The organism is Stieleria sp. JC731 (assembly GCF_020966635.1).
GTDB lineage: Bacteria > Planctomycetota > Planctomycetia > Pirellulales > Pirellulaceae > Stieleria.
Window position 1 is genome coordinate 143,331 of the sequence record NZ_JAJKFQ010000001.1, and the last position, 12,479, is coordinate 155,809.

Below are 12,479 nucleotides of genomic sequence, written 5' to 3' on the forward strand. Positions count from 1 at the left end.
GACTAGCCTTGTTTACGAACTGCGACTGCGACACCGTAGCCGAGTTCTCGGTATTTTGCCGAGCTGAATGCGGGGTTGTTGCCGATCACTTCGTCCCAAACCTTTTCTAAGTACAGGTGTTGGGGATGGGTGATGTCGTCCAAAACGATGACGCCACCGACGGCCAAGCGTGGAATGACGGTCAATAAATCCGCACGCGCGCCATCTTCGGAATGGTCGCCGTCGACATTGATTAAGTCAAACATGTAACCGGGATGCTCATCAAAGAACGCCGGAACGGTTTCATGCGAATTCCCCGAAATCAATTCGAGCGATCCGCGGTGTCCCAAGTTGCTCAGTTCTTCGAAAACGAAGTCGGCGCCAGGGTTGGGCATACCAGCATAGTTTTCCATCCAAAGATCAAATCCGGTGACATCGCAATCCGGTGCGACGGATGAAACGACAGCCAAGCTCCGGCCGCGTCGGACACCAATTTCTAAGTAGCGTCGGGGACGCAAGACCGTGGCAGCGGCATGCAAAAATGTCAGCAGGTCGGCGTAATACCAGTCGTCACCAAAGTTGGCTCGACCGGTGTCGTAATAGCCTTTCAGAAATGTCAGGTAATCATCGTCGGTCAAACGATTCATCATCTGGCGAATGGAGCCTAGCGTTTTGTCACTCGTTGCCATCCGAAGAATCGTTTGGGCGCTGACTTGTACCGGTTCCAGCCATTGCGTTCCCGCAGTCTGATAAACGGTTCGGCAGGGCCCGGAATCGACGCCTTGATCACATCGAAGCACTTTCTTTTCGGTTTGCAGCATTGGTTGGAATCCGTTCCAGAGTATTCGCAAGTCGTTGCATCGCAGAATCAGCGTCGCGCACCGCACCAGGACTGTAGCAGCGATGCGGAACGATAGGCAAGAGACATCGAAACGCAAACCGAAGTGGGGCTTGTGCTAGAATGACGGACCTTCGCCTGTTAGGCACCTAAGTCATTCGCTCGATGAAACGATGCGCGGCCAGCCAAATCCCTATGAGCTTGAATTCCAAAATGAACCCGAGACACCGGAGCCTCCCAAGTCGCTGCTAAAGACCAAATCCATTGCAAATACTGTGATGTGGGCCGCTATTGCTATCACGGTGGTTGGGCCAGGGCTGCGAATTTACATGACGTTTCGAATGGCGATGCAGCAACAGTCGGTCGAACCGGCAATGATCGCCCATGGGATATCCAGGGGGCTCTTAATCGGCGTCGTGATGATTCCGGTGATGATCGTCGCGTTTTTCGTTCGCTCTTGGGCCACGATACGCCTTCGGCGAGAAGGCTTCGACGTTTAGCCGAGATCAAAATCGACCACGGCGTGTGCATCGGCCGCTAGAATGGATCGTTCTTGTTGGCGTGATGGTTGGCACGAACAAAGATTTCGAAATGCTCGATTCAACAAAGCAGCTATATCAAAGCTTGCCGGGGAAATGGCAGGGGATCTGTCGGACTTGGTTTGAGCCCGATGTGTTAAGTGATGAATCCGAGATCAGCGGTACGTTTGAGCTGGCGATCAATGATCGGTTTATCCGGCATCTGTATTGCAGTTCGCTCAAAATGAAAGCTCGCTTTGGCGAAGAGCTTTACGCCTTTAACCCAGTCACAAGGCGTTGGCAATGCAGCTGGGTCGACAGCTTTCACATGTCTGAAGCGATCATGTTTTCGGAAGGCGAATGGCTTGAAAACAAGCTGGCCGTTTTCGGCAATTACGACGTCGGCGACGGGCACCCGCAATGGGGCTGGAAAACCGTTTTAGAATTCGCCGACGAGAACGAAGTCGTTATCACTTCGTTCAATGTCACGCCTGAAGGAGAAGAAGCCAAGGCGGTTGAGGTGACCTATCTACGCGTCTCACCACCGCCGGAATATGACTTCTGATTGCTAAGCGTCCGATGTCTAGCGAGACGTCGAAACCATTGTCGCATCGGATGCCGATGGGCCAATGCCGATCGTCAACCATCCATCGTTGGATTCAACCTGTTTGGCTCGAAAGGTTTTACCAGCAAGGGTTTCGACTTTCGCATCTTCTGGGATCTTCATCGCTTGATGAAGCAACGTTTGTGGGAATGCTTCGGCAAACCCCTTCTTGATCGAGTTGCGCAGGCCGGCTTGTGTAGCGGATAGTCGTTTCGTGCCGGGGAAGTTGATCTGCACTTCGTCATTGCGTTCTAGGACGACGGTGCCGTCGTCGGAAGGAACTGGACGGTACGACGCGACAATCTCCAGCGGACGAGTGAGTTCGCGTGAGCCTTGCGCAAAACGGGTTCCACGGATTCCGACCACAAGATTGCCGTCGCGAGCTTCGAAAATCACCGGTCGCGAGCGATCGAAGTCAATCTCGAAATCTTCAGCGGGCTCATCGTCGGAGCTTGTGGACTGCTTTGGTAGGTCGGATCGTTCGATCATGCGGTCAAGCTCTGCTTTGCTAAGCGTTCGACCGGCAAGAAAACTGCCTAGGGTGTTGTCAATTAGCGATTCATGAATCTGGATTGTGACACCGCTGTTTTCATTGACCGCTGGCGGTGCTGAGGGGGCAGCAAGCTGGTTGCCTTTACGCACGGTCGAGTTTGCAAAGATGGCATCGGTGGATGATCCAATCTGCCGGGTCGGTTCTTCGAAATCCAACCGGTATAACCAGGTTTGAAAATCATCTAAGAAGCTTGGCGTTGGCCCCGTCGCCGCTTGATCCGTTTCGGCGGCGAATTCTTCGCTGATTCGGCGGACAAGTTTGCGGTGGGCAATGCGATCGGCGATCGGCTTCTGTTCCGCCGCTTTTTTGCGAGCGATTTTACGGACCAGCTTTAAGCGGTGTTCGATCGAATTCAGGTTGGTGTGTAGCGATGCGTCGGTGCTGACCTGACCGAGCTGTATGCCAGACTCGTCGGCGATCAATAAGCGAGTCGCGTAGACTTGGGCATTGCTACTGGTGCGAACACGTACGCCGCGGTTGTATCCGATATTGGATGTCGTGACGTTTCCGGTTAATGCCAATTGAATGCGAATGCTGTCTTCGGCGGGTAGCAAGTCGGCGGTCACTTGACCGTTCATTGTCGCACTTCCGTAGATGCTGGTCCCCAAAATGCAGTCACGGACCGGTGTCGTTTGACTCACATCTCGGTTGATTGCTTGTTGGACCATCGCTTCGTCGACATGCACGAAAACATTGGGAGACGAAAACAATCGCTGCGACTCATCGACCAGTTCAACCGATTGGTCGGTGCGTTCGAGCAGATCCAGCAATAGCCTCAGTGTTGCGATGTTATCTGGCGTGGGCTCAGCAGGGATCTCTGACCATTGGTCGGAAAATCGTTCGAGTTGTCGGCCGAGTGCTTTAGCGATCACATCTTTGCGGCGATAGCGAAGCGCATCGCTGTACTGATGGGCTGCTGTGCGAACGTCGCGAATCGCAGCAGTCTCCAGACCAGGGAAGACACCCGTCGCACGACGACTGACTTTATCAAGATGTTCAGCAATCTCTCGATCATCAGCCTCAATCTCGATCGACTGAACTGCCGCTTCGATCCTTAGATAGTCGAGCCAGGCAGCCGCGTTGGCTTCACCAGTGGTGCTGGACAAATGCGCACGCAATTTCTGCACAGCCGATAAGAAGGCTTCGCGCGTTGGGGCAACATCTGCGATCCGTTCCGCCGATAGCTGCTCGATTGACTGCCGTGCGGCCTGTTCAATTGAGGAGTGCCAGTTTTGTGCCGCCAATTGATGGCAAATGACAAAAGGACTGATTCCAACAGCCGCGATTGCAGACGCTCGAACCAAGATGTTTTTAAAACGAATTTGCCAGAACTGACCGACCATGGAGATGTTCCCAACAGCTGAAATGGGATCGAAAGATAACCCGACAAGAGAAGATAGTGAATCTGCAAGGGTTTTGCAGGCGGCCCCGACGATGGAAAAGGATTTTTCGAGCGGCAGACGTGGAGCCTTGGCGTCTATACCGCTTGGTTTGATTGGAATTGTCGATTGTTTGATGAGCTGGTGCTTGAATCGTTATCGGATTCGCCCGCGCGATCCCGTCGCGACCCTAAGGTCACCGTCGGCAACAAAGTTCCCGCTAAGCAGATCGGTCAGCTTTTCTTTCGCCCCGCGCTCGTTGGGCTGTTCCATCCCTGGAGGGCTTCCCCAAAGCAGTTGGGTGTGGTCGCCGGTGAGTAGGTGTAGTTGAGGGACAATGTTCATTCGTGGATCACCACTGACGGTGATCTTGGCGATTTGAATTCGATCGCTGACCGCCGACAGTAAGTTGGCAAGCATCGCTGCCGATTCGACACGACGCTCACCAAATGGTGTGCCTTCGACTCCATTGGGATAGACATTTTCGACTTCGATTTGAATCAGTCGTCGAACGTCTTCGGGTGAGATGTTGGCGGTCGGCAGCATGTGTCCTTCGCCATCAAGTGGGAAGTACATCTCATCGGAGCGGCCTTGGGTTGCCAGTCCCATACTTGAGAGGTGCGATTCAATTTCTCGCATCCACTGCGAATCCCCGGTGACGTGAAACGCCGCGACAGGACGTCGGTATTCGACATCGATTCGGTATTTGCCGCCAGGAAGTTTGGTGACTGAACGGACGTCGCGAATCCAAGGGTGGTTCTTGAATGCGGAAGCGAGCTTCGCTGTGGCTTCGCGATCCAGTGAGGACAGTTCGTTCAAATGCGCCCAGCGGTTGACATCCTCCACTAAGTCGACATGAATGAATTCATGAGGCTCGTTCAAGATGATATTTGCCGGATCGATGCCTTGGTGTTTGGCCGCAAAGTACAGCGCAAACCACTGCGAGTAGGCAAAGTAAGATCCGACCAGCAGTGCCATCGGCCAGACCAAGGCCCATACGGCTGGTGCTTTGATCAACCGCCGCAGCAACCGACGAATGGGCCGAGGATCAGCATCATCTTTGCGTGCCATTGATCCTTCCCTGGAAAGTTTGTCGAGGCAATACCGTTTGAACTACGACATCACCTCTCAAGTTTCCGTTTTGAGAGCCTTGTTTCACGGCGCGTGAAACATGTCGTCAGTCGCTGTTTGTCCAACTATTACTGCGCGGCAGATTTGTCGATCGACGGTTTGATAAGACCGTGACGTCGCGAGTTGAGGCAATTCAACTGCTCGCCGTGCATGAATCAATCATCGGCAGATCAGCCGCGAAGATGACTCAATTTGTTAGACAAGGTAACGCTCTACCAAATCTGTAGATTCAGTTGCAAGTCGATCCCGGTTTGCAGCAGAACTTGTTCGCGGACACGCTCGATCAGCTTGAGACATTGATCGCTGGTGGCACCATCATGAGCGATCATGTAGTGCGGCTGCTGCGAATCGATGGAGACTTCGCCTTCGCGGCTTCCCGCCAGGCCGACATTTTGGATCAGTTCGCGAGCCGAGATGGTATCGGGATCGATAAACGGCATTGCGATCCGTTCCATATCGGACGGACGTGTTGAATTGCGTGAAATCCAGAGCTTCTGCATCCGCTTGGTCAGCGCGACAGCATCTCCGGGTTCTAGCAGGAAGTCGACTTCGACAATGGTCGAACCCGTCAGCGAAGTTTTTCGGTAGGTAAAGCCGACTTCATCCTGGTCGACTTCGCGGATCGATCCGTCCGACTCCATGACGCGGATGGCGTTAACCACCGGGCTGATGTCACGTCCGCCACTGGAAACATTCCCAATGACGGCAGCCCCCACGGTTCCGGGGATGCCGACAAGGTGCTCAAGGCCGCCAAGACCTGCGCCGACCGCTTTGACGACCGCGTGCGAAAGTTTTGCACCGGCACCGGCGGTCAGTCGGTTGCCATCAATGGCAAGTCCGCTGGTTGCCGCGGCAGCCATGGAAATGACAACGCCGTCGAAACCTGATTCGCGGACAAGCACATTGCTGCCCGACCCGAGGATGCGAACGGGAAGGTCGTTTTCACCAGCCCAGACGATGATCTCCGTCATCTGTTCGAGGTCGACAGGTTCGGCAAAAAAGTGTGCCGGACCGCCGATCCCCAACCAAACTAAGGGAGCGAGCGATTCGTCGGAGCGGACTACGTGTTGAAGGCGTTCAGGAATCATGCACCGATAATACCGCAGCAGGCGAATCCTGCCAGTGGGACTATGCAAGCTGGGGAGCAGTTCACACTCGCCGTTTTCAAATCAGATGAAATCACGCACAAACGGTTAGACCGACTCGTTTAACGCCAAGTCGATCTAACGCATCGCTTGCTTGGTTCTAGCCGCGTGGAACTGCGACGGACCGGATAAGGTTGCGAACCGGTTGCTTGGACTGATAGCCCTTTAGGAGGTGTCGTTTCCACTGACCGGCATCGGTTCGTGAAAACACGATAATCTGTGGCAGCATTTTCTCGCCCTTGGTCAACTGATCGACCAATTCGGAGTTTTCGTCGCGGTTAAGAACGGCGATGCTGACGTCGTCCAGTTCACCGGTTTCTGCCATTGGTTCTAATGTTGTCTGCTTCAAGACATTGCATGCAGGGCACCAGGGTGCACTGACGACAACCATTAAAGGTTTGCCTTCCTTAACAGACTCCTTGTACGCTTCCGCGTAATCGGTCTTGATTGGTGCTGATGTAACACTTCCGAGCAATACAGCTAACAGCAACGAAACCATTCCGAGCTCCTTGAATTAAAGCATGGTTACCGATCGGCGGTACACAATGTCATTTCGTTCGAAGGGAAGTCCTTCGAAGTCAGTGAGTTCGAGTGAATGCTTCGATGAGTCATTCGATTCACTCGAACAAGCCGCCGAGGGCGAGTCATTCGTTGTTGTCCACGCTGATCCATTCCATTTACGCGCGACCCGATTCGTGGGCGCTATGGTGGCCAACAAATTGCCCTAATGGGAGATCGTCCAACTTGGGATCATTCCCACATCGGTGGTTCCCAGAACCATTCTGGGGAACCTGGGGCAACCCTACCGAAACTGCGGCTCCGGAAGGTTGGGCGGAGTATATGGATGCCCAGGCCGTCAACAAGGCGTACAGTTCAGAAATCACCAAATTCCATGAACGCCGAAGCGTGCAAAAATTGAAATAAGTTGGGGCAGGATTTACCGAAAGTCGCTAAGCTTCGATCCACCAACCATTTGAAGCATGCCAATCGACGACGCCCCGCCGTGATAAAGCATGTACGCAGGTGCACTTACCCGATCGAAGGAAAGGTCTGCCCCCAAATGATGTTTGTTGAAAACCTGTCCTCGGTCAGCACGATTACTTCACCCGTTTGCCGATTCGGGTGCTTTGCCGATTTTGGTCCCGCAACTGGCGCCACCGCTACGCAGGAAATCGCCGCAACTCTTGTCGCTGCAGGGGCAGTCAAATGAGGTTGCGAGTCGGATTGATCGGTCTCGGCGAACAGTGGCAATCACGTTATCGCCCAGCTCTGCGAATGTTGGACGACCGATTTGACGTTCGTGCCGTCTACAGCACGATTTCAAAACTGGCCGAATCTACGGCAGAAGAGTTTCAAGCCGATCCCATCGACGGATACCGAAGCTTGGTCTACCGGTGTGATATCGATGCGGTCCTGATTCTTAAACAGTGCTGGCTGGGTTGGCTGCCAGCTCTGGCCGCCTGCCAGGCTGGAAAGGCGGTGTACTGGGGCGCCGGTTTGGATTTTGATCCCGTGGGCCAAAAATCCGTTCGGCAGACGATCGAAAGCAGTGGCGTTGCCTTCATGGCGGAACTGCCAAGACGATTCGCCCCAGCGACGCTGCGGATGAAAGAACTGATTGCCACACACCTGGGCGCACCTCGGCTAATCCGAGTTCACCGCCAAGCGATCTGTTCCGATAATTCGCCCCATCCGGGGCCTGCCACCTGTCGGACCGACGATAGCGAGCTAGTCGAGTTGGTTGATTGGTGTCGCTACATTGTCGGACGGTCGCCAACAGCAGTTAGCTCGGTTTGCAAAGAAGATCTCTTTCAATCGCTGATCTTGAATTACGACCAGCAGGATTCCGGTTGTCGTACCACCAAAGACGGTGCGGACCAGTCAAAAGTTGATCGAGGTGCGATCGCCGAAATCGCAACCGATAGCACACTTCCTGTTCAATGGAAGGAAGCGGCGAGTTTCCGTTCTCCTGCGGCGATGAAAGTCCAATGCGAAAACGGAGTCGCATTTATCGACCTGCCAAGCAATTTGGTTTGGTTTGATGACGCCGGTCGCCATGTCGAATCCTTGGAAACCGAGTCGCCTGTGGGTGAGCGAATGTTGCGACAGTTTCATCGCAGCGTGACCAGTTTGGTCCGCGATCTGACTGGGCTTGTCGATGCATACGAAGCCGCTGCGGTTGTCCAAGCGGCACGGCAAAGTCATGAAACTGGGTGTCGTGTCCCGTTGCCCGCCTAGGCTCTTCTGGTCAAACCAACCAAGTGTCTTTCTCGCGCTGTAGCTTGATCACGCTTCGATAGACACTTGGTCAATACAAGGGCTTACCAAGTATCCAGTTCTCCTTTAGTACACCGTGCTCCTTAATACACAGTGATCGCTCGGACACGTTCGAGCACGCCGTTGTAGTAAACCGATTCGCCGGGCCGGAATTGTCGGATGGGTTTGCACAGTTTTTCTGCAGACCAAAGCTGAACCGGACGGTCCTGGTGGACAACGACGATCTTTCCTGATCCCAGCAAGATCATCAGTGCTTCACACTCCTGGAGCGATTGTGAACTGATCCGGCAAGCCGCGGGGCGACTGCTTGCGGGCAGGCTGTTCGCTGGCAAGCTTCTTTGCAATCGGTGATTGACTGGAAGTGTGTTCGGTCGTTCTGGCAATGTGGCGAGGCTCATGTCCAGATTGTTCCGCCGCAATTGACACCTTTGGTCTGGCGTGAATTACCGAATTTCTATTCCCGTCAATCGGGCAGCGGTAATTTCCGTCCTATGTTTTCCCAGGGTCCGCGCCAGTTGACCCACTCGACCGGACGTCGCTGGGCGCGTAACCCGAACAACCGAAAAAAACGACACGGGTTTGCCGAAGGAAAGCAGCGAGAAACGAATCATGGCCACGCGAACAATGCCAGGGCGAGCGGATAACCGCCAAGATCAATTCGAAGAGATCAAATCGCGAATTCACAGCAAGCTGGTCGATAAGCTTGACTTGTCTCGCGTCGGCGACATGCAGGGGGATGCCCTCAAACGGGAAATCCGGGTCGTCATCGAGCACCTTTGTGATGCCGAAGACACACTTCTGAACCGTCAAGAACGCGAACGGATTGTCGACGAAGTTCTTGACGAAACGTTCGGCTTGGGGCCGTTGGAGTTGATCTTAAAAGACCCCAAAGTCAGCGATATCTTGATCAACGGTCCGAAGAACATCTACGTCGAAAAGGGCGGTCAGATGCAGAAGACCGACGTCGAGTTTCGCGACGGAAAGCACCTCCTGCAGATCATCGACCGAATCGTCAGTAAGGTCGGTCGGCGTGTTGACGAAACCTGCCCGATGGTTGACGCGCGTTTGGAAGACGGCTCGCGGGTCAACGCGATTATTCCTCCGTTGGCACTCGATGGTGCCGCGGTCAGTATTCGTCGGTTCGGTAGCAACCCGTTGAAGCTGGAAGACCTGTTGAACTACAAGGCGTTCACGCCCGAGATGGTGATGTTGCTAGAAGGCTGCATCAAAGCTCGCTTGAACTGCATCATCGCCGGCGGTACCGGTTCTGGTAAGACGACGTTGCTGAACACGCTGTCGTCCTTTATCGGCCATAGCGACCGTATCGTCACGATCGAAGACGCGGCCGAATTGCAGTTGCAACAGGATCACGTCGTTCGATTGGAAACACGCCCGCCGAACATCGAAGGCAACGGTGCGGTGACCGCGACGGACTTGGTGAAAAACGCCCTGCGGATGCGTCCCGAACGGATCATCATCGGTGAATGTCGTGGTGGCGAAACGTTGGACATGTTGCAAGCGATGAACACCGGTCACGACGGTTCGTTGACCACGATTCACGCCAACACGCCTCGTGACGCGATCGCCCGTTTGGAGACGATGGTCATGATGGCCGGTTTCGAGTTGCCCGTTAAAGCGATTCGCCAACAGATTTCCGGTGCGGTCGACGTCTTGATCCAAGCGAACCGTTTGCAAGGTGGTCCACGTCGTGTGACCGCGATCACCGAAGTCGTCGGTATGGAACAAGAAACGATCGTCCTGCAGGACATCTATCGCTTCGAGCAAAAAGGCATCGGCGAAGACGGTAAAGCTTACGGAACGTTCGAATGTTCGGGTGTCCGTCCGAGCTTTATGGACAAGCTGGAAGCGGCCGGCGTTCGGTTGCCTTCAAGTGCATTCCGTGAACGCACGATGATGCACGCCTAGGTTATTTGTCCGACCGAGCCGATTTGCAAAGTCGACTCGACAATCATTCTGTTTCCCCACCACTTCTGCATATTCCCATGACAGCGACCGTCATTCTTATTGCCGTTGGCGTCTTCGTTGCGTCACTTGTCGCCTTGGCGGCAAATGTCCTTGTGCCGGGCGGCGACAACACTGCAACCGAAGACAGACTTGCACAGATGGCATCGCGTCGTCGCGGCGGCGGCGGATCACATGGCGGTGAACAGGAATCCGGGTCGTTGCTGTTGGACGGTGGATTCGATGATGCGAAAGGTTTTCTTGGCAACATCGTTGAGAACCTTCCCGGCATCGGCGACTACTTGGACCAAGCCGACGTCCGAATGCCACCGGCCCAGTTCGCAATGATCTGCATGGGAGCGATGGGATTGGGCGTCGCGATCTGTCTTGCCAGCCCGTTTAAGCTGCTGGCCATTTTCGTCGGGCCAATGTTTGCCGCGGTGCCATTCGGATGGCTGATGCTCAAACGCCGAAGTCGGCTCAATAAGTTCGGCAAGCAAATGCCCGAAGCATTGGAATTGCTTGGGCGTTCGCTACGTGCCGGTCACTCTTTGAACGCCGGGTTTGGGTTGGTTTCAAAGGAAATGGAAGATCCATTGGCTCGCGAGTTCGGACGTGCGTTCGAAGAACAGAACCTTGGTATTCCGTTGGACGAAGCGATCGAGGACATGGCCAATCGTGTCCCCAATATGGACCTTCGATTCTTCGCGACCGCCGTTGTTTTGCAGCGGCAAACCGGTGGTGACTTGGCTGAAATTCTGGACAAAATCGGTCACCTGATTCGAGAGCGATTGCAAATCTTGGGGCAAATCCAAGCGTTGACCGGGGAAGGCCGGATGAGTGGTGCGGTGCTATTGGCACTGCCGCCGGTTTTGTTCTTGGTGATGCTGAAATTGAACTACGAATACGTGATGATGCTGTTTACCGACGAAATCGGTCGGTACATGTTGGGCTTTGGATTGGTGACCCAGCTGATCGGTGCGATCGTGATCAAAAAGATTATCACGATCAAAGTTTAGACATCCATCCAACCAACACACACTGGCAATCAATGCCCCTGATTCGGACAATGCAATGAACTTGTTACTGGCCATCTCAATCGACCCGATCTACTTGACCGCAGGCGCGATCTTCGCCTTTGTGACAATTGGCATGTGGTTCGCCCTAACACGGATCACCGGTGATGACAAACCTCGCGCCGAAGCGAGGCTTGACATGATGCGTAAACGTCGTGCGAGTGGCCAAGCCGCTGCCGATGGCAATCGCTCAAAGAACGAGGCTCTGACCGCATACTTGGAACGTGCCGCTTCACCGCTGGCTGACAAAGTTAGTGGTAACGAAAAGGAAATGGGGCAGCTCCGTGAAAAGCTGATGAACGCTGGCTTCCGCCGCGAAGCCGCACCGGTGGTCTTTAAAACGATCCAGCTGGGCACCGCCGCATTCGGATTGTTTGTCGGCAGCACCTACGGATTCTTCGCCAACGGCTTCGGCCAGGACATGATCATCAAGGTCGGTGGCGGATTGATTATCGGTTTCATGATCCCCAAGTTCTCGCTTGATTTCATCGCGAAGAAGCGAATGGAAAAGATCTTCTTGGGACTGCCTGATGCACTCGACTTGATGGTCGTTTGTGTTGAAGCCGGTTTAGGGATGGACCAAGCGCTGCGTAAGGTCGCCGAAGAAATGGAAAAGAGCCACAAAGAGATCGCCGAAGAATTCGGGATCGCAAACAAGCAATTGCAGCTAGGCCGAACACGAAACGAAGTGTTGCAAGCGCTGGGCTTCCGCAGCGGTGTTGATGACCTCAAACAGCTCGCTTCGATCTTGATTCAGGCTGACAAGTTTGGCTCGTCGATCGCGTCCGCTTTGCGAGTCCAGAGTGACGCGATGCGAACACGTCGACGTCAGATCGCCGAAGAGAAAGCGGCGAAGACAGCGGTGAAAATGATCTTCCCGCTAGTCTTGTTCATTTTCCCTGGCATCTTCGTGGTTCTAGTCGGTCCTGCCGGTATCAGCATGTATCGAAACATGTTGAGCCAGTAAAAAGATCGACAGTCTTTGCCCACTTCGCTGTGTAGGATTTACCTGCACAG

General features: G+C 54.0%; 12 protein-coding genes. 6 read left to right on the forward strand and 6 right to left on the reverse strand.

Going from position 1 to position 12,479, the window contains the following annotated elements:
* Window positions 1-2 precede the first annotated feature (2 nt).
* Window positions 3-800 (reverse strand): class I SAM-dependent methyltransferase, encoded by a 798-nt coding sequence (locus tag LOC67_RS00470; protein WP_230260353.1) that lies wholly within the window; start codon window positions 798-800, stop codon window positions 3-5.
* A 190-nt stretch (window positions 801-990) separates the two neighbouring features.
* On the opposite strand from LOC67_RS00470, the gene LOC67_RS00475 reads away from it, so the two are divergent.
* The gene (locus tag LOC67_RS00475; protein WP_230260354.1) at window positions 991-1,317 is read left to right on the forward strand and encodes a hypothetical protein; all 327 of its coding nucleotides are present in this window, start codon (window positions 991-993) and stop codon (window positions 1,315-1,317) included.
* Window positions 1,318-1,408: 91 nt separating this feature from the next.
* On the forward strand, window positions 1,409-1,900 hold the full coding sequence (locus tag LOC67_RS00480; RefSeq protein ID WP_230260356.1) for a DUF1579 family protein: 492 nt from the start codon (window positions 1,409-1,411) through the stop codon (window positions 1,898-1,900).
* A gap of 18 nt (window positions 1,901-1,918) precedes the next feature.
* Here the strand turns inward: LOC67_RS00480 and LOC67_RS00485 are convergent, their stop codons facing one another.
* From LOC67_RS00485 to LOC67_RS00500, 4 genes are all read right to left on the reverse strand, one after another.
* Window positions 1,919-3,835, reverse strand: coding sequence for a hypothetical protein (locus LOC67_RS00485; protein WP_230260358.1), 1,917 nt, complete (start codon window positions 3,833-3,835; stop codon window positions 1,919-1,921).
* A gap of 192 nt (window positions 3,836-4,027) precedes the next feature.
* Window positions 4,028-4,942, reverse strand: a complete 915-nt coding sequence (locus tag LOC67_RS00490; protein WP_230260360.1) for a hypothetical protein — start codon at window positions 4,940-4,942, stop codon at window positions 4,028-4,030.
* A 272-nt stretch (window positions 4,943-5,214) separates the two neighbouring features.
* Complete coding sequence (locus LOC67_RS00495; RefSeq protein WP_230260362.1) at window positions 5,215-6,090, reverse strand: UDP-N-acetylmuramate dehydrogenase; 876 nt, start codon at window positions 6,088-6,090, stop codon at window positions 5,215-5,217.
* Window positions 6,091-6,247: 157 nt separating this feature from the next.
* The gene (locus tag LOC67_RS00500; RefSeq protein ID WP_230260364.1) at window positions 6,248-6,646 is read right to left on the reverse strand and encodes a thioredoxin family protein; all 399 of its coding nucleotides are present in this window, start codon (window positions 6,644-6,646) and stop codon (window positions 6,248-6,250) included.
* Window positions 6,647-7,353: 707 nt separating this feature from the next.
* Here LOC67_RS00500 and LOC67_RS00505 point away from each other — a divergent pair.
* The gene (locus tag LOC67_RS00505) at window positions 7,354-8,385 is read left to right on the forward strand and encodes a Gfo/Idh/MocA family protein (protein WP_230260367.1); all 1,032 of its coding nucleotides are present in this window, start codon (window positions 7,354-7,356) and stop codon (window positions 8,383-8,385) included.
* 122 nt (window positions 8,386-8,507) lie between these two features.
* Here the strand turns inward: LOC67_RS00505 and LOC67_RS00510 are convergent, their stop codons facing one another.
* Entirely contained in the window at window positions 8,508-8,822 is a 315-nt protein-coding gene (locus tag LOC67_RS00510) for a hypothetical protein (RefSeq protein ID WP_230260369.1), read from the reverse strand.
* 211 nt (window positions 8,823-9,033) lie between these two features.
* Here LOC67_RS00510 and LOC67_RS00515 point away from each other — a divergent pair, with 211 nt between their 5' ends.
* From LOC67_RS00515 to LOC67_RS00525, 3 genes are all read left to right on the forward strand, one after another.
* Entirely contained in the window at window positions 9,034-10,350 is a 1,317-nt protein-coding gene (locus LOC67_RS00515) for a CpaF family protein (RefSeq protein ID WP_230260371.1), read from the forward strand.
* Window positions 10,351-10,427: 77 nt separating this feature from the next.
* The gene (locus tag LOC67_RS00520) at window positions 10,428-11,405 is read left to right on the forward strand and encodes a type II secretion system F family protein (protein WP_230260372.1); all 978 of its coding nucleotides are present in this window, start codon (window positions 10,428-10,430) and stop codon (window positions 11,403-11,405) included.
* A 55-nt stretch (window positions 11,406-11,460) separates the two neighbouring features.
* Window positions 11,461-12,429: a type II secretion system F family protein gene (locus tag LOC67_RS00525; protein ID WP_230260373.1), complete on the forward strand. Its 969-nt coding sequence runs from the start codon at window positions 11,461-11,463 to the stop codon at window positions 12,427-12,429.
* Window positions 12,430-12,479 lie beyond the last annotated feature (50 nt).